Here is a 21,232-nt window from a genome sequence, read left to right on the forward strand (position 1 = left end):
GGGGCGTGGTTCAGGGGTGGATCAGCGGCGCTGCCGCTCGGTGTTGTCCAGCAGCAGCTGGCAGATCAGGTGGAGCGGCACGCTGTGGCTGATGCCGCTGGCCGGGTCGACGATCACCGCGGTGGTGCAGGTGCTGGCCGACACGTCCAGGAAGCGCCGTTCGCCGCCGCTGCGCAGCTCGCTGACGACCCGCGCCACGGTGTTCTCCGCCAGCACCTTGGCGGCGCCGTAGCAGGCCATCAGGTAGGCCACGGCCAGGTTGAACAGGTGCTGCTCGTTGGCCAGGTGTTGCGCCTGGTGCCGCTGCAGGTAGCCCAGCGCGGCGGCATCCAGGGTTTCGCGGTAGTCGCGCTCGGTGGTACTGGTCACTTGGCAGCCCTCCGGTGCAGAGTGATGACGGCTTCCACCTCGGCGTGCTCGGCGGCGATGTGCTTGCGGTGTGCGGCAACGATCTCGGCCAGTTCGCCCTCGTCGAGCTCACCGTCGTCCAGCGCCTCGGCGATCAGCCGGGCCACCGCGCCGCGCTTGGCCTCGGCATCCATGGCCATGGCGTACAGCGCCACGTTGTCCAGCTGCTCGGCGTCGGCCATCGGCACGAACACGCCGCCGTACAGGCCGCAGATGTAGTCCGGCAGGAAGGTGGTGCCGATCTGCTGCTCGAGCATGTGGACCTGCTCGTCGCTCAGCGGGCGGTGGCCGGCGGCCTCGTAGGCGGCGTTGTCCAGCTTCTTCAGCTGCAGGCCGAGCAGCGCGGCGGCGCATTCGCGGCCACCCGGATAGGCGCAGATCACGGCGCTCATCACCTGGCGGCGTGTCTCTAGCAAGGGGCGTTTCATGTTCTCGTTTCTCCCTTTCGAGGTGGTGGCTACTTTTGCGCAGCGCTGTCGTCTTCTTCGGCGAGCAGCCCGGGCAGGATCTCGACCCCAAGCTCGTGCGACAGGTCACGCAGGATGCGGAAGGTCAGCCGGCCGCGCGGCAGGCTGTTGCTATCGGCCCAGCGGTCGACCGCTTGGGTGACGGTGCGAGGCTCGTAGCCCTTGGCCAGGGCGAACTGGCGGAAGCTGCTGCCCTTTTCCACCAGGCGGGCGCGGATCTGGTTGGGAGTCATTGGCCGGCCTTGATCAGCAGTCGGTCGCCGAAGCGGCGGAACGAGGCGTCCTTCTTGGGCAGCAGACGCTCCCCGGCGAAACGCTGCTCGTACTCCTCGCCGCGCAGGCCGCGCGCGGTGATCAGCACCGGGTACGGCTTGGGGTTCTGCAGCAGCGCGATGCCCTCGAACGACTCGTACTTTGCGGTGCAGCAGTCTGGGCGCTGCAGATCGCCATCCACCCCGGCCACGTTGAAGCCGATGGACTGCAGGTGGGCGCCGATGATGTGCAGCAGCGCGGTCTTGCCTGCGCCGACTCCACCGCTGATTTCGATGTGGATGCTGTTGTGTGCCATGTTCGTGTGTTCTCAGTGGGTTAACATGTACTCAGTGCGAGCAAGTATGTTTACGCAAATAGAGTCAGTCAAGGGGCTTTTGCACAAATTGAGCAAAATAAATTCCTCAGACGTTGTTGACCGTCTGCAGATTATCTACGGCGTAAATAGTGACTCAGCGCTCAGTACCGCTATGGAGCAGAAGCGCTCGACAGTGGGCAACTGGCGCAACCGCGGCACCGTGCCTTACGCAGAATGCGTAAACGCGGCGGCCGAAAAAGGGATCTCCCTCGACTGGCTGCTGACCGGCGAAGGCCCGATGCGCCGCGACGAGGCCGCGCCGGCCGTCGCCGCAGATGCGCCCGCCGCCCCCGGCATTAGCCCGCGCGAGGCTGCCATGCTCGAGCTGTTCCGCTCCCTGGACGAGGACGGCCAACGAGAGATACAGGGCGCTGCTGCGGAGAAGAAACGCCTGAGCGCACTGGAGCAGCGCATCGAAGAGCTGGCCGCGGCTCTTGAAGCCGTCAGGCAGCGGGCTTAGAGTCCTGTTCCCACTATGAACAGACTGGAGACGGATATGCCTGCTTTAGGCGTCAGGGATGAGGCGCTGCTGCGCCAACGGGGGATCGAGGTCGAGAGGGACTATCACTTCGGTGTGCGCTACGTCTTCTCCCTGCAGGGGTTGTTCTGGCTGTTCAACTATCTGCACGAGAAACCCACGCCGGACAAGAAACCGCGACTCACGGCCGAGCTGCTGAAGGAGCTGGCTCGTGTGCGGGTCGGCAAGGATTGGCGCGAGTTGCGGGTCAAGGCTGTCACGCTGCCGGTCTACAACTCCGACAAGTACTTTCAGCTGGCGATCTACCTGAACGGTACTCCACCACTGTCGGTGCGCAACCTGGGGCCCTATCCAGTGATGGTCGCGCAGGTGTCTTTCCAGGTGCTATCCAGCCTCATCAGTCTGGTCCCGAGCACCGACGCGGTCTGGTGGCTCACCGATGACGAGCGGCAGCGACTGTCCGCTGGCGAGTACCTGGAGTTCGGCGAGGGCTTGGTCAGGCGGGTAGTCGTCGCGGCTGAAGCGAACTGATCAGGGAAGGCGCAGCCGGCCAAGGCTGCAATGACAACCAGGTGCAGGGTGGAAGAGTTGAACGAAGTCATTGAGATCACGATCAGATCCGAAGCGGATGCTGTCCGCTACATCGAGCAGGCCCTTGCTGGCGAGATCAACGAAGACGACAGCTACGTCATCAAGTTCGATGGATGGCCGGTGTTCTCTCTGGATGTCGAGGGTGAGAGGTATCACAGCACCTTGACCAGCCCGATGATGAAAGCTCTGCTTGAATATCAGCAGATGCTCAATAGGGCGTATACAGGGGCTGCCTACTCGCGTGGCGCCAAGGCGCTTACCGAAGAAGATCGTGCGGCACTCGAACTGACATTCAAGGTTCAAGAGGGCTCAAGCGATGTGGCGGCAAAGCTTGAAGAGATGGCCAACATGTTTGCTGGGAAGATGATCGAAAAGATGACTGGTAGGGAGCTGGTTATCACCGTCCTCGGGATAGCGTTAACACTGGGGCTGTACTTCAGTTGCAGCGCATACCTCGATCATGACAAGGCAACCCAGGCCGAGCGCAACCGCCACGAGCTGGAGATGCGCCTCGTCCAGAACAGCGAGACTGTTGCGAAGGTCATGCAGGAAACCAACCAGGCGCTGGTCTCGATCATCCGCAGCACTCCGGACGCCAACAAGGTCACGGCAGGCAACGTCGAGTTCGACAGGGCTCAGATCGTCCAGGCCAGCATGAAGGAACGAGAGTCGACGACGCCGAAGCGAATCGATGGCGAGTACTTCATCCACTCCATCAAGAGCACCACGGGCAAATGGCGGATCGATGTATCCAGGGCCGGAGGCGACGAGATCTTCAAGGTGGATCTGTACAAGGGCCACCACGGGGCCGACGGTATTACCGAGATCACATCGCACTTCATCAGCGAGTCGCCGATTTACCTGCATGTGCTGGCCAGGCTGAAGGATCAGAAGGTCATGTCCGCCAGTATTCTCGGCACGAAGAGCACTGGCGTTCAGGCTGCCGAGCGGTTCTATGCTTCCGGCGCTCAACCAGAGCTCGACTTTCCCTCCGAGGCTGACGAGTAGTGTCAGTCGAACCGATCAAGCGAAAGGGCGCCGCGGCGCCCTTTTTGCTGTGCATCTGCCTTGCTACGGCAAGGCCCCCAACTGATCGAACAGCTCGCGCTGCCGTGCGCGTGGGAGCTCGCGCAGGCGATCGAACAACAGGCGGTCGACCGCCTGCGCCGAGGGGCTGAGGGTGTGGGAGAAGGTCAGATTGGCGACCCAGGTGTGCCCGCACTGCGGCGACAGGCACTGGCAGTACAGCTTGGCGAATTCCATCGACATCTCTTCTCGCGATGCAATGCGTCCCTTGCTGCCGCATTCCTTGCAATAGACCCGCATACGCCCCTCCCATGCCTGTGATGTTGTCATTTTGACACGTAACAAGGCCGCACTGGAACCGCACAATTTCGTCATTGCCCCACCGTTGCCGCCTCCCGCCAGGCGATGCGCCGGTCGCCGCGCAGGGTGTCGTTGAGCTGCAGGAACAGCTGGGCGATCGGGCGGATCTCGTTGTTGGTGTAGACCCGGTCGATCTTCTCGATGTCGCCGAATCCGCCCACGCTCTCCGGCATGATGCCGGCCAGCGCCGGATTCATCCGCCAGGCGGCGATGACGTCGGCGCGGGTGATGTTCTTGATCTTCTCGAACTCGTCCTTGGTGGCCACGTCCCCCACGGGGATCAGCTGGATGGCCTTCTCGGTGCCGTTCGGGATGTTGACGAACATCGAGCGGAAGTTGCCCACGCCCTTGCTCGACTCGATCTGCAGTCGCAGGTTGTCCTCGTCCTCTTCGGAGAGGTCCGGATCGTTGGTGTAGAAGATGAAGCCGGCGTGGGCGCCGTTGTTGAAGTAGCGGCGGCGGAACAGGGTGGCGCTCTCGTTGAGCAGCAGCGAGTGCATGCCGCCCAGGTAGTCGGGCACGCCGTACACGTCCTGCTCCACGTCGTAGTCCATCACGTGCTCGATCTCGTCCGCGGCGAACTCCAGCTCGCGCCCGTTGGGCAGCAGCATGACGAAGCCGCCGTCGACCTTGCGGCGCATGTTGATCGCCGGCAGGTGGCGCAACTCGAGCACCTGGCCGATGACGTTGGTCAGGCGCTGCAGGTAGGCCTCGCCGAACACGATGAAGTCGAGCGCGACGCGGCCCATGGTCTGTGCGCTGCAGCCGGCCGAGGGTAGGAAGTCACGCAGCAGCAGGTTGCGCTTGAATTTCGGGATGGCGCCGTGGTGGGCGTTGGCCCGCAGCAGCTTGGCCAGCCCGATGCGCGACACCGGCGGTGTGTACAGGCGCCCGTCGCCGCTGGCGAACACGCCCAGGTACTCGCCCAGGTTGCGGGTCAGGACGGACTCGGGTGCGCCGAAGGTGAAGCTGCGCACCCCCTTGCGGGGCTGCTGAGGCGGTGTTTGCTCGGTCATGGGTGCCCTTCTGGAGTAGCGACCAGCGGCTGCGCCGCTTGCGGTTGGTGTTGAGGGGTTCGTTGGCCAGCGCGTGCATGACTGCCCAGGCCACGTCGGCGTGGCCGGTGGCGTCGGTGCGCGAGGCGCTGTAGGTGATCTGCCCGCTGGCGGTGGCGCCGCGCTTGATGGTCAGGAAGGCGGCGGCGATGTCGTTCCAGCCAGCGTCCCACTCGATGCGGCTGCCCTGGATGGTGTCCTGCGCCTTGAGCACCAGGGTGTTCTTGGTTTCCAGGCTGTAGTGGATCGGCGTGGCGCGCGGGAAGAAGTCGCGCACCAGGTCGAACACGCCGTAGCCGACGCCGGTGATGTCGATGCCGATGTGCTGGACGTTGAAGCGATCGCACAGCTGCTTGACCTGGCTGGCCTGGTAGGTGAACGAGTGGCCCCGCCAGCTGTGCTTCTCCAGGATGCGGAACTTGGCCCCCGGCTCCAGCGGCGGCGCCACCACCACGCAGGTGGCGTCGTCGCGGGTGCGGCTTGGGTCGTAGCCGAGCCACACCGGGCTGTTGCCGAACGGGCGCGGGTTCTTCGGGTCGGGGTCGTAGTCGTCCCACAGCTCGCGGTCGGAGTAGCAGCGCTCGAGGTCGGCCAGGGCGAAGGCGCTCTGGGTGCTGTCGATGAACTTGCACATGAACAGCTGCTCGAAGCGGTCCTCCTCGTACTCCAGGCGCAGGCGCTCGATGTCGAACAGGTCGCAGCCGCCGGCGATGGCGTCCGGCAGGGTGATGACCTTGCGCCACTGGCCGTCCGGGCAGAGCGCGCCGGCGTGGATCTGCTCCTCGCCCGGCCACTCCTGGCCGAGCTTCTTGCCGCGCTTGCTGTTGCGGAACTCCTCGCCGGTCCAGAACGGGTAGGCCTGGTGGCTGACGGCGCTCGGCGTGGAGAAGTAGGTCTTGCGCCACTTCTTGTGCGAGGCCATGGCGCCGGCCAGGTTGTTGAGCTTGTCGAAGTCGCGGATCCAGAAGTACTCGTCGACGTAGACATGGCCGTGGTGGCCCTGCGCGGTGCTGCTGTTGGTGGAGAGGAAGCGCAGCTCGGCCCACGGCTTGCCGTCCTTGCTCAGCACGATGGGGTTGCCGGTGAGGGTCAGGCCGAACCACTCGGCGGCGAAGGCGACGATGTAGCTGCGGAAGATCTCCGCCTGGGCGCGGCTGGCCGAGAGGAACATCTGGTTGTCGCCGGTGAGCACGGCGTCCATGAACGCCTCGGCGGCGAAGTAGTAGGTGAGGCCGATCTGCCTACTTTTGAGCACGTTGCGGATGCGCGCGGTGAGCGGGTTCTGCTTGGCCTCGAACAGCTCCATCTGGTAGCCGAACATCTGGCTGGTGAACTTCTCGACGAAGTCCACTTCGGTCAGGCCGGTGACGTCGTTCTTCGGCTTCTTCTCGCGCTTCTCGCCGCGACCACCCTTGCCGCCCCTGCCGGCTCGTTCGCCGCTGCGGCGCCGCTCCGGCTGGTCACCCTCCTCCGCTGGTTCAACGGCGGGCGCCGGTGCCGGTCTGGCAGCCTGCTTCTGCAGGCGCTCGCGGAGGGTGGTCAGGCGGTCGAGCTCGTCCAGCTCGGCCTTGCCGAGGTTGCCCGGGCGCTCCAGCAGCAGGGTGATGCGCCGGCTGACGGCGGCCAGCGGCTCCTCGTCCGCGAGCATTTCGTCCCAGCCGCCCTTGGCGATCCAGTAGTAGACGATACGTATATTCGGCAGGCCGAGCTGCACCTGGATCTCCTTCGCCTTGCAGCGGCGCAGGTACAGGCGTTTGGCGGCTTCCTTGACTTCGGTGGCGTATGGCATGGGCGCAGTCTAAGCAGGCGCCGCGCAGCGAATTAGCGCGCAAAATACGCAAATCTCCTAGATTGAGCAGATAGGAGAAGCGATCAGGCAAAGTGTTTGAGGGATGCGCATCCGCTCCCTATGGTTGCGGCATCGACCACCCGAAGAGCCCGATGCCGATGCCCCGCTCCCTCGTCTCCGACTGGAAACGTGTCGCCACCAGCGGCAAGACCGCCGACGGCCGCACCATCGCCGCGCAGGACCTGCGCGACATGGCGGAGAACTACGACCCCGCCCTCTACACCGCGACGATCTGGTACGAGCACATCCGCTACTTCGGCAGCCTGGGCACCGTGGCCGAGCTCAAGGCCGAGGACGTGGACGGCGGCAAGGTCGCCCTTTACGCACGCCTGCAGCCGAACGACACCCTGCTGCGCCTGAACAAGGAAGGCCAGAAGCTGTTCGCCAGCGTGGAGATCCAGCCGAACTTCGCCGACACCGGCAAGGCGTACCTCTCCGGCATGGCGGTCACCGACGAGCCGGCCAGCGTGGGCACCGAGGCGCTGCACTTCTCGCGCCGCGCCGGCGCCGGCAACCACTTCGGCAACCTGGAGCCGCTGGGCGACCTGAACGCCCAGGACGACGACGAGGCCGCCGCCATGTCGTTCTTCACCCGCATGTTCAAGGCCATTGGCGTAGGCCCGGCCGCCACCCCCGCATCCCCCGCAACCCACAACAGCGAGAGCACCCCCATGGATCAGAAGACCGTCGAGGCGTTCGCCTCCGCGGTGGAGAAGCTCGGCACCGTGGCGACCAGCCTGGAGCAGAGCGCCGCCAAGTTCGCCGCGCAGGCTCCGTCCGGCACCGGCACCACCACCACCCAGCCCGCTACCACTGCCGAAGGCAACCAGCCCGCTGCCAGCGGTACCGAGCAGCAGCCGGCCGCCGGCGTCAGCGCCGAGCAGTTCGCCGCGCTCCAGGGAGCTGTCGAGAAGCTCACCGAGCAGTTCAGCTCCGCCCTGAACCATGGCAAGGGCAAGGACGTGCCGGCTACCACCGGCGCCGCCAGTGACCAACAGGAGGCCGTGTACTGATATGGGCATGAGCACTGCAGCACGCGATAAATTCAGCGCCCTGGCCGTCGCCATCGCCGCCACCTACGGCGTCGAGTCGGCCCGCCAGGAGTTCAACGTCACGCCGACCCACGCGCAGACGCTGAACGACAAGATCACCCTCAGCTCGTCCTTCCTGCAGCGGATCAACGTGATCCCGGTCAGCGAGATCAAGGGCGAGAAGGTGATGATCGGGGTCAGCGGCACCGTAACCGGCCGCACCAACACCACCACCACCGACCGCGAGGCGCGCAATGTGCTCGGCCTCGACGGGCAGCCCTACGAGCTGTTCAAGACCGACAGCGACGTGGCGCTGAAGTACGCCACCATCGACGCCTGGGCGAAGTTCCCGAACTTCCCGCAGCGCTACTCCGCCGCGGTGCTGAAGCAGATCGCCCTGGACCGCATCATGATCGGATGGAACGGCACCAGCGTGGCCGCCACCACCGACCGCGAAGCCAACCCGCGGCTGCAGGACGTGAACAAGGGCTGGCTGCAGATCGCCCGCGAGCAGGCGCCGCAGCAGGTTATGGCCCAAGGCTCCAAGGTAGCCGGCAAGATCCAGATCGGCGCCACCGGCGACTACAAGAACCTCGACGCCCTGGTGTTCGACGTGTCGCTGATGATCGACGAGGAGTTCCGCGACGGCGGCGACCTGGTGGCCATTGTCGGCCGCGAGCTGCTGGCCCATGAGAAGGGCAAGCTGTACGCCGCCCAGGGCGACACCCCGACCGAGAAGGAACGCATCGAGCTGGCCCAGGTGATCGATACCTACGGCGGCCTGCCGACCTACACCTGCCCGCACTTCCCGGGCAAGGGCGTGGTGGTCACCAGCTTCGACAACCTGTCGATCTACTTCCAGGACAGCAGCTGGCGGCGCCACATCCAGGATAACCCCAAGCGCGACCAGGTCGAGGACTACAACAGCCGCAACGAGGGCTACGTCATCGAGCAGCTGGGCAAGTTCGCCGCCATCGAAGCCGCCAACGTGGAGTTCGTCTGATGAGCCTGGCCCTGGCCCACAAGCGCCGCCTGCTGGCTGAGCGCGCGGCTGGCAAGGCCCCGGGCAAGGCGGAGGCCTACACCCCCGCCACGGCCCTGGCCGGCCCGGCCAACGCGCAGAAGCACCTGAAGCTGATGGAGTCGGCGCTGGCCGAGGATCTGGCCCGCATCGCCGACATCAACAGCCGCGAGGCCCGCCAGCAGCTCAAGCGCGACGAGCTGCTGCCCAAGTACCTGCCCTACGTCGAGCGCTATCGCGAGTCCGGCCTGAACCACCCCAACCCGGTGCTGATGCAGGTGCTGGTGTGGCTGTTCGACACCGCGCAGTTCGAGCAGGGCCTGGAGCTGGCCGAGTTCGCCATCGCCCAGGGCCAGCAGCTGCCGGAGCGCTTCAAGCGTGACGTGCAGACCTTCGTCGCCGATGAGGTGATCGAGTGGGCCGAGGCCGAGCACAAGGCCGGGCGCAACCCGGAGCCCTACGTCTCGATCCTGCTGCCGCGCGTTGATGGCAGCTGGGATGGCTTCGCCACCGGTGGCGACATCGAGCGCGCCCCGGGCTGGGAGCTGTTCGAGCGCATCCCGGCTCGCTTCCACAAGCTGCTCGGAATCATCGCCCTGGAGCGCGAGGAGTGGGCCAAGGCCATCTCGCACTTCGACCGCGCCACCGAGCTGTACCCGGAGATCGGCGTCGGCACCCGCCGCGCGCAGGCCGACAAGGCATTGCGTCGGCAAGGCGCAGACACCGCGCAGGGCGAATAACCGTCTTCCCACCCCCAGCGGGGCCTGTCCTGGCGTTACGGCTGCATGCAGCCAGCAACCCCAACGACAGCCACCCCGCCCTATTGAGCGACCAGCAGCATGAGCTTCTCCGGCAAACCCACCACCCTCGTCGACCAGGCCATCGCCAACGATGGCTTCTGGCCCGACCTGTCGGTGAGCGAGTTCCAGCAGGGCTACCGCCTGCCGGCGGAGTACCTGCGCGAGCTGCTGGTCGATGGCATCGCCCTGTCCATGGGCGAGGTGAACCGCGACCTGGCCAGGCGCAAGGCCGCATGGCAGGCCGCCGGCATCGCCAACGTCGAGACCGCCGACCCGCTGCTGCTGCCCGAGCGCGCCTTCATGGCGGCCAGCTACAAGCGCGCGGTGTACTGCCGCGCCAAGGCCTACCTGCTGCAGCAGTTCGCCACGGTGAACCGCCGCGAGTCGGCGGAGAACCTGGGCAAGGAGGCGCCGGAGCGCAGCGAGCAGTTCCTGGCCTTCTCGCAGCAGGCGGTGCGCCTGATCCAGGGCCGCGGCCGGATGACGGCGGTGCTGCTGTGAACAAGCTGCGCGCCCTGACCGCCTACCTGCTGGAGCGCCGCCTGGTGCTCGAGGAGCAGCTCGACAGCTGGGCCGAGCAGGTGTCGCTGAGCCTGGTGTGGAAGCCGGACGTGGACGGCATGCACCTGGGCGACATGCGCTACCGCGCGGTGATCGTCCTGGAGCGCTTCGCCGACCACCCCGGCCGGCTGATGGCCCTGCTCGGCAGCTGGCTGGAGCAGCACGACGCCGGCCGCGCCGACGACGACCTGCCGGCGCCGACCTTCGACATCGAGCAGCTCGACCCGGACACCGCCGACGTGGAGATCACCGTGGAGTTCATCGAGCCGCAGTACCTGGCCGAGGACGCGGACGGCGAGATCGAGGCCTTCGGCCTGCGCTGGGCCTTCGTGCCGTTCGACCTGTGGGTGGCGGAGCAAGGCGAGGTGGCCAGCCATGGCGCGTAGAACCTTCGAGCTGGACGCCCGCGGCTACCTGGGCGTGCGCGAGCAGCTGGCACTGCTGGAGCTGCCTGCGCAGCTGCGCCGCCGGCTGCTGAACAACGTGGCCAAGCGCGTGCGGACGATGAGCCGCCAGCGCATCCGCAACCAGCAGAACCTGGACGGCTCGCCCTTCGCACCGCGCAAGAACCCCGAGAAGGGCCAGAAGAAGATGGAGGCGGGCCTCGGCAAGCTGTTGTTCGTCACCCGACTCACCCCGGACGAGGCCGAGCTGGGGTGGCGCAACGGCCTGACCCGCTGGATCGCCGCGCAGCAGCACCACGGCAAGTCCGAGCGCCGCACCGCTGCACAGATGCGCCGCTGGAACCGCGTGCTGCCCAACCAGGGCGCCTCCGAGAGACAGGCCAAGCGCCTGAGGCGCCTGGGCTTTCGCGTGCGCCAGGCCGGCAAGAAGAGCCTGAGCAGGCCCTCTGTCGGCTGGATCCAGGAGCACGTGCAGTACCACCAGGCCGGCCTGCTGATCCGCATCCTGCAAGGCGAAAAGGCCGAGGGCAGCGGCAAGCAGAGCTGGGAAATCACCCTGCCCAAGCGCCAATTCCTCGGCGCGAGCACCGAGGCCGACACCCGCCGGCTGGTCAACGCGGTGCTCGAACAAATCCTCAATTCCCCCCGCTAGCGAGGCTACGCCCACATGGCACTCGGCAAAGTCAGCGTCAACAACCTCAACCTCGGCCAGGGTGCCGTCACCGAGATCGAGCGCTATTTCCTGTTCATCGGCCCGGCCACGGCCAACGTCGGCCAGCTGATCCCCCTGAACACCCAGAGCAATCTGGACACCGCCCTGGGCGCCGCGTCGAGTGAGCTGAAGACCCAGATCGCTGCGGCGCAGAAGAACGGCGGCGACCGCTGGGCCTGCCTGGCGGCGCCGATCGATGCCGTGGGCGGCGACTGGGCCGACGCCCTGGAGCAGGCCATGCAGCAGGGCCACTCGGTGGAGGCGGTGGTTATCACCAGCCCGGTGACCACCGGCGCCGAGCTGACGGCGATGCACGACGCGGCCGTGGCGCTGAACAACACCTACGGCCGCCGCTGCTTCGTGATGGCGGCCAGCGCCGGCATCGACCCTGCGCTGCAGACCTGGGCGCAGTACCTGTCCGAGCAGCAGGCGATCACCCTGAACGTGGCCGCGCCGCGCGTTCTGGTGGTGCCGCAGTTGCACGGCAACGACCTGGGCGTGCTGGCCGGCCGCCTGGCCAACGCGGCGGTGAGCATCGCCGACAGCCCGATGCGCGTGGCCAGCGGCCCGCTGCTTGGCCTTGGCGCCACGCCGGTGGACTCGGCCGGCGTGCCACTGCCCTCGGCGATCCGTTCCGCCCTGGACACCGCGCGCTTCTCCGTCTCGCAGACCTATCCGGACTACCCCGGCGTGTTCTGGGGCGACGCCAACATGCTCGATGCGCCGGGCAGCGACTTCCAGGTGGTGGAGTACCTGCGCCTGGTCGACAAGGCCGCGCGCCGGGTGCGCGTGCTGCTGATCCAGCGGGTGGCCGACCGCCGCTTGAACAACACCCCCAACAGCATGGCGGCCAACACCAGCGCGCTGATGGCGCCGCTGCGGGCGATGGCGCGCAGTGTGGCCTTCGCCGGCCAGGTGTTCCCCGGCGAGATCGAGCCGCCCAAGGACGGTGACGTGGTGCTGGTGTGGCAGAGCAAGACCAAGGTGGAGGCCTACATCAAGCTCCGCCCGTACAACTGCCCGAAGGACCTGACCGCGAACATCGCCCTCGACCTTTCCACCGACGATTCGGAGTAACCGCGCATGGCACGCATTGGCGGCAAGAACTTCGACGTGAACCTGGGCGACCTGATGGTTCACGTCGAGACCTGCACCCTGGACATCACCGACAACACCGCCGTGGCGCAGGACCGCGGGGTGCCGAACGGGCACGTCGACGGCGACGTATCGGCCAGCGGCGAGATGGAATTCGATACCGCGAACTTCAACCTGCTGATCGAAGCGGCCCGCAGCGCCGGCAGCTTCCGCGAGCTCGCGCCGTTCGACTCGGTGTTCTTCGCCAAGGCCGGCGAGGAGGAGCTGAAGGTGGAGGCCTTCGGCTGCAAGTTGAAGGTCTCCAGCCTGCTGAACATCGACCCCAAGGGCGGCGAGAAGGCCAAGCACAAGGTGCCTTTCGACGTCACAAGTCCGGACTTCATCCGCATCAACGGCGTTCCGTACCTGGCCGCGGCCGAGATCGAGGGCCTGCGCTGATGACCGATTGGCTCGACCGCGCGAAGGAGCGCGAGGAGCTGGAGCGCGAGCTGGCCCTGAATGCCCAGCGGGCCATGGCCGACTTCTCCGCCCCCAGCCTTGACGAGTGCGCCGAGTGCGGCGAGCCGATCCCCGAGGCGCGCCGCGCCCTGGGCGGGGTGACCCGCTGCGTGGCCTGCCAGACCCTGTTCGAGAAGAGCACCCGCCGATGACCAAGAGCCCCTGGCCGAACTTCAGCTACGCCGAGCTGCGCTGCCGCTGCGGCAAGTGCGACAGCGACGGCTCCGAGATGGACCCGGCGTTCATGGCGCAGCTGCAGCGCCTGCGCGAGCTGTACGGCAAGCCGCTGGTGATCACCAGCCCCTACCGCTGCCGTCGGCACCCGGTGGAGGCGCGCAAGGCCACACCGGGCGCGCACAGCCTGGGCTGCGCGGTGGACATCGCCTGCAGCGGCGCCCAGGCCGTCGAGATCCTGCGCCTGGCGATGACCCTGCCGTTCACCGGCATAGGCATCGACCAGAAAGGCGGCGGCCGTTTCATCCACCTGGACATGGCACCGGACGCCCCCGGACGCCCGCGTCCGACGATCTGGAGCTACTGAGATGCCGTTTCTCAGCGAACTGGAACTGCGCCACGTGCCGGGCGGCGACACCTGGAAGGTGGCCAAGCCGCTGCAGTACCGCGACCGCCGGCGCCGCCTGGTGGTGGTGCCGATCGGCTACCGCACCGACCTGGCCAGCGTGCCGCGCATCGCCTGGCGCATCGTGCCGCGCGACCACGGCCCGGCGCGCCGGCCGGCGGTGGTGCACGACTACATCTACACGAACCAGACCCACCGCTTCAGCAAGGCGCAGGCCGACCGGATGTTCTACGAGGCGCTGCTCGAGGAGGGGGTGAGCAAGCCCTTGGCCTGGCTGATGTACGCCGCGGTGCGCATCGGCGGGCGCGGCAACTGGAGTGCCTGATATGGAGCTGATGGAGAAGCTGATGGCTGTGATGCCCGACCTGCTGCTGAGCGCCGCGCTGGCCTTCCAGGTGTTCCTGTTCCGCCAGGTCACCGAGACCCGCCGCGACCTGCTGGAGCTACGGGTGGAACTGGCCGGCAACTACGTGCGCAACGACGCCATCGAGCGCCTGGCGCAGCGTGTCGACGACAGCGTGCTGCGCCTGGAGAACCGTCTGGAGCGGCACCTGGAAACCTACTTCGCCAACCTGAACAAGAGAACCCACGCATGAACGAGCAACGCCAGATCGTCCTGTCCATCGGCTCGGCCGATTTCAGCTTCACCCTGGGCGCCCAGGACGTGACCAAGTACTTCAACGCCATGACCCCGGCCAACAAGGTGGCCCCGGCGCACAACCTGCTGGTGACCACCGTGCAGACCGACCAGCGCGATGCGCTGCGCCCGCTGCTGGGTAACCCGGTGATGACCATGAAGCTGGCCGGCACGCTGCTCGAGGAGTACTCGCCGGACGTCGAGGTGACGGTAAAAAAGCCCTCGAGCGAGCCGAACGACTGACCGAGGACGGCCTGGGCCAGTTGCTGGCCCTGGCCGAACGCTGGCTGCCCGGCGCCGAACCGTCGGCGGAGAACATGGGCACGGCCAAGTGGCTGGAAGACGAACACTGGAGACGCCTGGAGATCGCCGTGGCCAACGGCATCGCCCGGGCGTTGAACGGCTGAAATGGCCCGGAATGGCGGTATGTATGCGATATGTAATCGGTATGTATTCGGTACGAATCGACATGCGCCGCGCTCAATGGGTGACGATCCATGGCTGACACCAACGCCGCGCTGAACTTCATCCTCAAGCTGACCGATCAGGTCACTGCGCCCCTGGGCAAGGTGAAGATGGGCTTCAACGACCTGGCCGAGAAGGCGCAGGCGAACATCGTGCAGATGGGCGCCGGGCTGGCCGGCATGGTCGGCGCCGGCGTGGCCATCAACGAGGCGCTGCAGCCGGCGCTGGAGATGAACCGCCGGCTGGCCGAGGTGCGCTCGCTGGGCGTGGCCGAGGAGGCGCTGGACCGGCTGAACAGCAAGGCCCTGGAGTTCAGCGTGGCCTACGGCGAGAACGCCGAGGAGTTCGTGGCCTCGGCCTACGACATCCAGGGCGCGATCTCCGGGCTGGTGGGCAGCGAGCTATCAACCTTCACCACCGCCTCCGCGATCATGGCCAAGGCGACCAAGGCCAGCGCGACGACGATGTCCGACTACGTCGGGACGATGTACGGCATCTTCCAGAAGCAGGCCGACGCCATGGGCAAGGAGAACTGGATCAACGATCTGGCCAGCCAGACCGCCTACGCCCTGAACATCTTCAAGACCGACGGCGAGGGCATGAGCCAGGCGTTCACCTCGCTGGGCGCCTCGGCCCAATCGGCCGGCATCTCGCTGACCGAGCAGATGGCCATCATGGGCACGCTGCAGGCGACCATGAGCGGCAGCGAGGCGGGCACCAAGTACAAGGCGTTCCTCGCCGGCGTCGGCAATGCCCAGAAGGAGCTTGGCCTGTCCTTCGTCGACAGCCAGGGCCGCATGCTGCCGATGCTCGACATCCTGGAGAAACTCAACGGCAAGTTCGGCGACACGCTGGAGGTCGCCGAGGCCGACCAGTTGAAGAAGGCCTTCGGCTCCGACGAGGCCATGGCGCTGCTCCAGTTGCTGATGCCGCAGGTCGACAGCCTGGGCAGCAGCATCGAGTCGCTGGGCAAGATCAAGGGGCTGGACTACGCGGCGAACATGGCCAAGGTGATGGTCGACCCGTGGCAGCAGTTCGGCTCGGCGGTGCAGGCCTTGCGCATCGCCTTCGGCCAGGTGCTGATCCCGATGCTGACGCCGCTGATGGAGCGGCTGACCGGCATCGCCGGCACGCTGACGCGCTGGATCGACATGTTCCCCAACATCGCCCGGGTGGTCGGCATCGCCACGCTGGCGGTGTTCGGGCTGACTGCAGGTGTGGCGGCGATCACCTTCGTGGTGGGGCTGGCGAAGATGGCCTGGCTGGCCTTGTCCGCCTCCATCTGGGCCAGCCCGCTCACCTGGATCGTGATCGGCATCGCTGCGGTCGTGGCGGCCGTGATCTGGGTGACCAACCACTGGGACGAGCTGAAGGCCTCCTTCGGCAATACGGCCTGGTTCCAAGCGCTGGTGTCCGTGCTGACGCCGGTGGTGCTGCTGTTCCGCGTGTTCGGTGCGCTGCTCGAGGTGCTGTGGGTCGGCCTGCAGATGGGCATCGGCTACGGCTCGCAGTTCGTGGCCTGGCTGCTCCAGCTTGAGGCCGTCACCAGCACGGCCAAGGCGGTCTGGGATGGCTTCATCTGGGCGCTGACCAACGTGTCGCCCTTCGCCCTGCTCGGCGATGCCCTGCAGTACCTGATCGGGCTGCTGAACAAGATTCCGGGCATCGAGATCGACGCCAGCTTCGGTGACATACCGACCATGCCCGAGCTGCCCGGAACCGCCCCGGCCATGTCCGCCGCCGAGCAGGCCGTCCGCGCGCAGAAGGCGCAGGAGACCATCAACGCGGCCATCCCCAGCCTCTCGCCGCAGCGGCCGACAGCGGTGCCGCCAGGAGGCCTGCTGACCAGCATCCAGAACACCCAGACGCAGAACCGCGGCAACCATATCGAGAAGGTCGAGATCCACACCGGCAAGGCCATGAGCCCGCTGGAGCTGGAAAACATGATGAGCATGGCGGTGGGCGGATGAGCGAGTACATCGACCTGCTGATCGTCAACAACGACCTGGCCCTGGACGCCGGCCGCCAGCCGCTGCTGGTGGATGACCGGGCCAGCATCGCCCAGGACATCGCCCACATGATCCGCGACAGCGGCCTGCTGGTGACGCTGGTGGCCGAGCGCGACCGGCTGCGCCAACGCGACTGCATCCAGCAGCTGGAGCTGCTGGTGGAGACCGACGAGCGCCTGGTGCCTGGCACGGCGCAGATCGCCCAGGTGGAGCCGGGCCAGTACCTGGTGACCGCCAAGACCCTGAAGTTCGGCAGTATCGAGGTGAGCCTGTGAGCGACGTGGATTTCAAGAAGGCGCTGATGGATGCCGGCATCCCGACCACCGAGGCCGGGCTGCGCCAGGCGTGGGAAAGCGAGGCGGCGGCGCAGGGCAGCCAGCTCAGCAACACCAGCGCCTACTCGCCGTTCTGGCGGGTGGTCACCGCGCTGGTGACCAAGCCGGTGCTGTGGCTGCTGGAGTTCGTCAGCGGCACGGTGCTGCCGAACTTCTTCGTGAAGACGGCCCGCGACAGCTGGCTGGACATGCTGGCCTGGCAGGTGAACGTGGAGCGCAAGGCGGCGACCCGCGCCGAGGGGGTGATCCTGTTCACCCGCAGCACCACGGCGGGCGCCCTGGAGGTGCCGGCCGGCACGCGGGTGCGCTCGGTGTCGATCAACGGCAACGTCTACGAGCTTGCCACCCTGGCGGCGGCGAGCTTCGCCGATGGTCAGGCGCAGCGCGAGATCGCGGTGCGCGCGGTGGCCGCCGGCAGCGGCTACAACCTGGCCCCGGGCTACTACGCGATCCTGCCGGAGCCGGTGACCGGCATCGTCCAGGTGGTGAACGCGGAGAACTGGCTGACCCAGCCAGGCACCGACAAGGAGCCCGACGACGACCTGCGCCTGCGCGTGCGCAACCAGTACTCGGCGGTGAACCAGTGGCACACCGATGCGGTGTACCGGGCGATGATCACCTCGTTCCAGGGCGTGCGCGCCGACGGGGTGTACTTCGAGCACAACGCGCCGCGCGGCCCGGGCAGCGCCAACGCCTACGTGCTGTTCGAGGCGGACACGCCGGCCGAGAGCTACCTGGAGCAGATCAACGCCTACATCAACGACCAGGGCAACCACGGCCACGGCGACGACCTGCAGGTGCTGGCGATGCCGGAAACCCTGCACGACGTGAGCCTGACGGTGTGGCCGAAGGCGACGGTGGGCGCCGAGCAGCACGCCGCGCTGCAGGCGGAGATCGAGCTGTTCATCCGCGCCGCCTTCCGCGAGAGCACCGCCAGCGACTACCAGCCGACGCTGACCTATCCGCAGTCGCGCTTCTCCTTCAGCCGCCTGGGCGAAGAGCTGCACCAGCAGTTCCCGGGCATCGACTCGCTGCGCTTCGCCAACGAGGACATCGTTTCGGAGCTGGCCATCCCGCGCCTGCAGAACCTGACGGTGACGATCGATGCTTAAGCTCAGCCTGCCGTTCTGGCTCGACGGTACCGAGCTGGCCAAGCTGCGCGCCGCCGCGCAGAACTGGTGGGGCAAGGTCGAGAACTGGCTGCGCTGGCCGCTGCTGCAGCTCGATCCGCAGACCTGCCACCTGACGGTGCTGGACCTGCTGGCCTGGCAGCGCGACATCTCCCGCTTCGTCGGTGAACCGGAAAGCCTGTACCGCCTGCGCGTGAAGTGGGCCTTCAGCAACGCGGTGGACGCCGGCAGCGGCGCCGGGATGCTGCGGATCTTCCAGCGCCTCGGGGTCGGCTACGTGGAGCTCGAGGAGCGCTTCGACCCGGTCGACTGGGACGTGATCCGCCTGCACCTGACCGATGCCCAACTGAGCCGCTCGCCCACCCTGCTGCGGGTGATCACCCAGCAGTATGGGCGCACCTGCCGCCGCTACGAGTTCGCAACCATCACCCCGGTGTCCGTCGGCATCGTCCTGGCCGACTTCAACGACGACCAGCAAACGCTGGTGGCGCGCCTGGAGCCGCCGGTGGTGGTCATCAACGAATTGGCGCTGGTCGCCAGCCAGCCCTGACCCAGGAGTACCCCCATGGCAGCAAGCATTACCCTCGCCGGCGAGGATCTGATCGCCCAGAAGCAGGCAGCCCAGGAGGTTCTGACCGTCGCCCGCTTCGTGCTGGCCAACGTGCCGGGCCTCGACCACAACGCGGCCGTGGACCGCGCCGCGGGCATGCCGCCCGCCGGGCAGATCGTGCACGTCGCCGAGGTGACCCGTTCGGGCTATGTGAACCCGCGGCAGGTGGTGTACAGCATGATGGTCGGCTCCAACGTCGGCGACTGGGACTTCAACTGGATCGGCCTGGAGACCGAGGAGGACGTGCTGCTGGCGGTCGCCTACGTGCCGACCCAGCAGAAGCGCAAGAACATCCCGCCGCTGCAGATCGGCAACAACATCACCCGCAACTTCCTGGTGGAGTTCAACGGTGCTCAGGAGCTGACCGGTCTGACTGTGGATGCCAGTACCTGGCAGCACGACTTCACCGTGCGCCTGCTCGGCATCGACGCACGCGAGCGGATGAGCAACCGCGACACCTTCGGCCGCGCCTGCTTCCTGGCCGACAGCCTGCAGATGGAGAAGATGTTCGGCGCCTACCAGCTGAAGGCCGGCATCGCCTACGTGGAAGGCATCCGCGTCGAGCTGGTCGAGCCGGTGGGCGTGCAGCTGCCGGCGCTGCCGGCCAAGGCCTGGCTGGACGTGGCCCTGGAGCGGCAGGCCAGCGACGTGGTGGCGAGCTGGCAGGTGGTGTTCGGTGCCGACCTGGTGGACACCACCGACGCCAACGGCGTGGCGCACTACCGGGTACCGCTGGCCGACATCCCCGACACCAGCACCATCACCGACCTGCGCACCGTCGAGCCGATCGGCGGCGCGCTGGTGCAGCACTTCGCCGCGCGCAACGGCGACTACGCCAACCTGCGCGCCCGGGCGACCACCAAGGAGGACGTGGGCCTGGGCAACCTGCCGAACGCCAAGAGCGATGACCCGACGACAGACAGCAGCGAGATCCTCGCCACCACCAAGGCGCTGCAGGCCAGCAAGAAGGCAGTGGAGGACCCGCTGGTCGGCCAGGTGGCCACCTTTGCCATGAGCGCCGCCCCCAGCGGCTGGTTGAAAGCCAACGGCGCGGCAGTATCGCGGATCACCTATGCGGCGTTGTTCGCCAGCATCGGCACGCTGTACGGCACCGGCAACGGCAGCACCACCTTCAATCTGCCGGACCTGCGCGGCCAGTTCCCGCGCTACTGGGACGACGGCCGCGGCATTGACACCGGACGGGCACTGGGCAGCGACCAGGATGGGGCGATCCAGAGCCACGGGCATACGGGTAGCACGGGGGCGAATGGCGGGCACACTCACACTGGCTCCACCAGCACCGATGGGGCACACAGCCATGATGTGCCTGTGCACTCTGGGATTTGGCCGTCCGACGGGCCGACCCCCTGGGGCTCCTCCGCGGAGCCGAATACCAGCAAGGCATCCGGCACGTCCGGCAGCCACGGGCACATCCTCAACATCAACCCCGTCCCCGACCACACCCACCCCGTCACCATCAACGCGACAGGCGGGGCCGAGACGCGCCCGAGAAACACCGCGCTGCTCGCCTGCATCAAGTACTGAGGCCGCCCATGACCACCAAGACCGTCTACCAAACCGACCACCTTGGCATCTACGTCGGTACAGCCGTGGCCGACCGTTCGCCGCTGGAGCCTGACGTCTGGCTGCTGCCGGCAGGCTGTGTCGAGGAGGCGCCGCCGGCGGTGCCTGAGCGCAAGGCGGCGCTGTGGGACGGCGAGCACTGGCAACTGATCGACTCCTACCAGGGCCTGACCGCCTACAACGTGCAGACCCGCGAGCCGATCACCATCGAGCGCCACGGGCGCCTGCCGGCCGGCTACACCCTGGAGGTGCCCGGCGCGCAGCAGGTGTGGAACGGCCACCAGTGGGTGGACGACATCCCAGCGCTGGTGGAGCGCCGCTATGTCGAGCAGCTGCAGGCGGTGAACGCGGCCTGCGAGGCGGAGATCTCCGCCGGTTTCTGGTCCTCGGCGCTCGGCGCGCCGCACCGCTACGACACTCTCCTCGAGGACCAGATCAACCTGACGGGCATGGTGCTGCGCGGCCTGGATGGGCCCTATGCCTGCCGCGACGAGCAGGGGTTGAAAGCCTTTCGCGCGCACAGCGCCGAGCAGCTGCGCCAGGTTGGCGACGAGTTCACCGCCTTCAAGCTGGAACGTCTGCAGAAGGTGCATTCCCTCAAGGTGCTGCTGGCCGAGGCGCGCGCGCTGGGCGATCTGGACGCCATCGAGGCACTGGGCTGGGAGGACGAGCGGGCATGACCTGGGCGCCGATCACCCTGCGCTGGCCCGAGCAGGCCACCCAGTGGCTGGCCGACCTGGACGCGGCCAAGACGCTGGCCGGCAGCGAGCTGGTCAGCACCGGGCTGCGCCTTTCCGCGCTCGACGGGCTGGCGACGACCAACCCTGGCCCGGTGGGCGCCGCGGCGCAGGAGGCGATCGCCGCCGGCCGCGCGGCGCTGGCCGGCGCGCTGGGCGAG

30 protein-coding genes and 1 pseudogene are annotated in these 21,232 nt (G+C 67.1%); 24 read left to right on the forward strand and 7 right to left on the reverse strand.

The genetic code is table 11. The features are described from left to right. Positions 1 to 21 precede the first annotated feature (21 nt). From E5198_RS12090 to E5198_RS21545, 4 genes are read right to left on the reverse strand one after another with little or no spacing between them, the layout of a single operon-like run. Positions 22 to 369 (reverse strand): hypothetical protein, encoded by a 348-nt coding sequence (locus E5198_RS12090; protein ID WP_136490245.1) that lies wholly within the window; start codon positions 367 to 369, stop codon positions 22 to 24. Beyond that, entirely contained in the window at positions 366 to 836 is a 471-nt protein-coding gene (locus E5198_RS12095; protein ID WP_136490246.1) for a YmfL family putative regulatory protein, read from the reverse strand. Before E5198_RS12095 ends, E5198_RS12090 begins: the two co-directional genes overlap by 4 nt. A gap of 29 nt (positions 837 to 865) precedes the next feature. Next, positions 866 to 1,108: a hypothetical protein gene (locus tag E5198_RS12100; RefSeq protein WP_136490247.1), complete on the reverse strand. Its 243-nt coding sequence runs from the start codon at positions 1,106 to 1,108 to the stop codon at positions 866 to 868. Further along, the gene (locus tag E5198_RS21545; RefSeq protein WP_168772524.1) at positions 1,105 to 1,443 is read right to left on the reverse strand and encodes a hypothetical protein; all 339 of its coding nucleotides are present in this window, start codon (positions 1,441 to 1,443) and stop codon (positions 1,105 to 1,107) included. The genes E5198_RS12100 and E5198_RS21545 overlap by 4 nt, the downstream gene beginning before the upstream one ends. Before the next feature lie 46 nt (positions 1,444 to 1,489). Here E5198_RS21545 and E5198_RS12105 point away from each other — a divergent pair, with 46 nt between their 5' ends. From E5198_RS12105 to E5198_RS12115, 3 genes are read left to right on the forward strand one after another with little or no spacing between them, the layout of a single operon-like run. After that, positions 1,490 to 1,963, forward strand: coding sequence for a helix-turn-helix domain-containing protein (locus tag E5198_RS12105; protein ID WP_168772525.1), 474 nt, complete (start codon positions 1,490 to 1,492; stop codon positions 1,961 to 1,963). Between the two features lie 36 nt (positions 1,964 to 1,999). Continuing rightward, the gene (locus E5198_RS12110) at positions 2,000 to 2,512 is read left to right on the forward strand and encodes a hypothetical protein (RefSeq protein ID WP_136490249.1); all 513 of its coding nucleotides are present in this window, start codon (positions 2,000 to 2,002) and stop codon (positions 2,510 to 2,512) included. 57 nt (positions 2,513 to 2,569) lie between these two features. Next, entirely contained in the window at positions 2,570 to 3,580 is a 1,011-nt protein-coding gene (locus tag E5198_RS12115) for a hypothetical protein (protein WP_136490250.1), read from the forward strand. 63 nt (positions 3,581 to 3,643) lie between these two features. On the opposite strand, the gene E5198_RS12120 is transcribed toward E5198_RS12115, so the two are convergent. The 3 genes from E5198_RS12120 to E5198_RS12130 form a co-directional block, all read right to left on the reverse strand. Continuing rightward, on the reverse strand, positions 3,644 to 3,898 hold the full coding sequence (locus E5198_RS12120; RefSeq protein WP_136490251.1) for an ogr/Delta-like zinc finger family protein: 255 nt from the start codon (positions 3,896 to 3,898) through the stop codon (positions 3,644 to 3,646). Between the two features lie 71 nt (positions 3,899 to 3,969). Continuing rightward, the gene (locus tag E5198_RS22010; protein WP_256659078.1) at positions 3,970 to 4,830 is read right to left on the reverse strand and encodes a phage portal protein; all 861 of its coding nucleotides are present in this window, start codon (positions 4,828 to 4,830) and stop codon (positions 3,970 to 3,972) included. After that, positions 4,742 to 6,802, reverse strand: a complete 2,061-nt coding sequence (locus tag E5198_RS12130; protein WP_136490253.1) for a terminase large subunit domain-containing protein — start codon at positions 6,800 to 6,802, stop codon at positions 4,742 to 4,744. The genes E5198_RS22010 and E5198_RS12130 overlap by 89 nt, the downstream gene beginning before the upstream one ends. 158 nt (positions 6,803 to 6,960) lie before the next feature. On the opposite strand from E5198_RS12130, the gene E5198_RS12135 reads away from it, so the two are divergent. From E5198_RS12135 to E5198_RS12230, 21 genes and pseudogenes are all read left to right on the forward strand, one after another. Next, positions 6,961 to 7,875: a GPO family capsid scaffolding protein gene (locus E5198_RS12135; RefSeq protein WP_168772526.1), complete on the forward strand. Its 915-nt coding sequence runs from the start codon at positions 6,961 to 6,963 to the stop codon at positions 7,873 to 7,875. Position 7,876: 1 nt separating this feature from the next. After that, positions 7,877 to 8,896: a phage major capsid protein, P2 family gene (locus E5198_RS12140; RefSeq protein WP_136490255.1), complete on the forward strand. Its 1,020-nt coding sequence runs from the start codon at positions 7,877 to 7,879 to the stop codon at positions 8,894 to 8,896. After that, the gene (gene gpM / locus E5198_RS12145) at positions 8,896 to 9,654 is read left to right on the forward strand and encodes a phage terminase small subunit (protein WP_136490256.1); all 759 of its coding nucleotides are present in this window, start codon (positions 8,896 to 8,898) and stop codon (positions 9,652 to 9,654) included. Before E5198_RS12140 ends, gpM begins: the two co-directional genes overlap by 1 nt. A gap of 99 nt (positions 9,655 to 9,753) precedes the next feature. After that, positions 9,754 to 10,215 (forward strand): head completion/stabilization protein, encoded by a 462-nt coding sequence (locus E5198_RS12150; protein ID WP_136490257.1) that lies wholly within the window; start codon positions 9,754 to 9,756, stop codon positions 10,213 to 10,215. Next, positions 10,212 to 10,661, forward strand: coding sequence for a phage tail protein (locus tag E5198_RS12155; RefSeq protein ID WP_136490258.1), 450 nt, complete (start codon positions 10,212 to 10,214; stop codon positions 10,659 to 10,661). The genes E5198_RS12150 and E5198_RS12155 overlap by 4 nt, the downstream gene beginning before the upstream one ends. Beyond that, complete coding sequence (locus tag E5198_RS12160) at positions 10,651 to 11,331, forward strand: phage virion morphogenesis protein (protein ID WP_136490259.1); 681 nt, start codon at positions 10,651 to 10,653, stop codon at positions 11,329 to 11,331. The genes E5198_RS12155 and E5198_RS12160 overlap by 11 nt, the downstream gene beginning before the upstream one ends. Before the next feature lie 15 nt (positions 11,332 to 11,346). Beyond that, positions 11,347 to 12,468, forward strand: a complete 1,122-nt coding sequence (locus E5198_RS12165; RefSeq protein ID WP_136490260.1) for a DUF2586 domain-containing protein — start codon at positions 11,347 to 11,349, stop codon at positions 12,466 to 12,468. A 6-nt stretch (positions 12,469 to 12,474) separates the two neighbouring features. Beyond that, positions 12,475 to 12,924, forward strand: coding sequence for a DUF2597 family protein (locus E5198_RS12170; protein WP_136490261.1), 450 nt, complete (start codon positions 12,475 to 12,477; stop codon positions 12,922 to 12,924). Further along, positions 12,924 to 13,136, forward strand: coding sequence for a TraR/DksA family transcriptional regulator (locus E5198_RS12175; RefSeq protein WP_136490262.1), 213 nt, complete (start codon positions 12,924 to 12,926; stop codon positions 13,134 to 13,136). Before E5198_RS12170 ends, E5198_RS12175 begins: the two co-directional genes overlap by 1 nt. Next, a complete protein-coding gene (locus tag E5198_RS12180) occupies positions 13,133 to 13,525 on the forward strand; it encodes a D-Ala-D-Ala carboxypeptidase family metallohydrolase (RefSeq protein WP_136490263.1) in 393 nt (130 codons plus the stop codon). The genes E5198_RS12175 and E5198_RS12180 overlap by 4 nt, the downstream gene beginning before the upstream one ends. A 1-nt stretch (position 13,526) precedes the next feature. After that, positions 13,527 to 13,889, forward strand: coding sequence for a DUF1353 domain-containing protein (locus tag E5198_RS12185; protein WP_136490264.1), 363 nt, complete (start codon positions 13,527 to 13,529; stop codon positions 13,887 to 13,889). Between the two features lie 22 nt (positions 13,890 to 13,911). Beyond that, positions 13,912 to 14,160, forward strand: coding sequence for a hypothetical protein (locus E5198_RS12190; RefSeq protein ID WP_136490265.1), 249 nt, complete (start codon positions 13,912 to 13,914; stop codon positions 14,158 to 14,160). Continuing rightward, a complete protein-coding gene (locus E5198_RS12195) occupies positions 14,157 to 14,444 on the forward strand; it encodes a putative phage tail assembly chaperone (RefSeq protein WP_136490266.1) in 288 nt (95 codons plus the stop codon). Before E5198_RS12190 ends, E5198_RS12195 begins: the two co-directional genes overlap by 4 nt. A 20-nt stretch (positions 14,445 to 14,464) precedes the next feature. Next, a complete protein-coding gene (locus tag E5198_RS21550; protein ID WP_168772522.1) occupies positions 14,465 to 14,608 on the forward strand; it encodes a hypothetical protein in 144 nt (47 codons plus the stop codon). A gap of 90 nt (positions 14,609 to 14,698) precedes the next feature. Continuing rightward, positions 14,699 to 16,636: a phage tail tape measure protein gene (locus tag E5198_RS12200; protein WP_136490267.1), complete on the forward strand. Its 1,938-nt coding sequence runs from the start codon at positions 14,699 to 14,701 to the stop codon at positions 16,634 to 16,636. Continuing rightward, positions 16,633 to 16,950 (forward strand): DUF2590 family protein, encoded by a 318-nt coding sequence (locus tag E5198_RS12205; RefSeq protein WP_136490268.1) that lies wholly within the window; start codon positions 16,633 to 16,635, stop codon positions 16,948 to 16,950. The genes E5198_RS12200 and E5198_RS12205 overlap by 4 nt, the downstream gene beginning before the upstream one ends. Further along, entirely contained in the window at positions 16,947 to 18,122 is a 1,176-nt protein-coding gene (locus E5198_RS12210) for a baseplate J/gp47 family protein (RefSeq protein WP_136490269.1), read from the forward strand. Before E5198_RS12205 ends, E5198_RS12210 begins: the two co-directional genes overlap by 4 nt. Then, positions 18,115 to 18,690 (forward strand): phage tail protein, encoded by a 576-nt coding sequence (locus tag E5198_RS12215; protein WP_136490270.1) that lies wholly within the window; start codon positions 18,115 to 18,117, stop codon positions 18,688 to 18,690. Before E5198_RS12210 ends, E5198_RS12215 begins: the two co-directional genes overlap by 8 nt. 15 nt (positions 18,691 to 18,705) lie before the next feature. Then, on the forward strand, positions 18,706 to 20,295 hold the full coding sequence (locus E5198_RS12220; protein WP_136490271.1) for a phage tail protein: 1,590 nt from the start codon (positions 18,706 to 18,708) through the stop codon (positions 20,293 to 20,295). 8 nt (positions 20,296 to 20,303) lie between these two features. Continuing rightward, positions 20,304 to 21,014: a phage tail protein gene (locus tag E5198_RS12225; protein ID WP_136490272.1), complete on the forward strand. Its 711-nt coding sequence runs from the start codon at positions 20,304 to 20,306 to the stop codon at positions 21,012 to 21,014. Continuing rightward, positions 21,011 to 21,232, forward strand: a pseudogene (locus E5198_RS12230) (hypothetical protein); the annotation flags it as partial. The gene E5198_RS12225 and the pseudogene E5198_RS12230, both read left to right, overlap by 4 nt.

It is taken from the genome of Pseudomonas sp. A-1, from assembly GCF_004801855.1.
Taxonomy (GTDB): Bacteria; Pseudomonadota; Gammaproteobacteria; order Pseudomonadales; family Pseudomonadaceae; genus Geopseudomonas.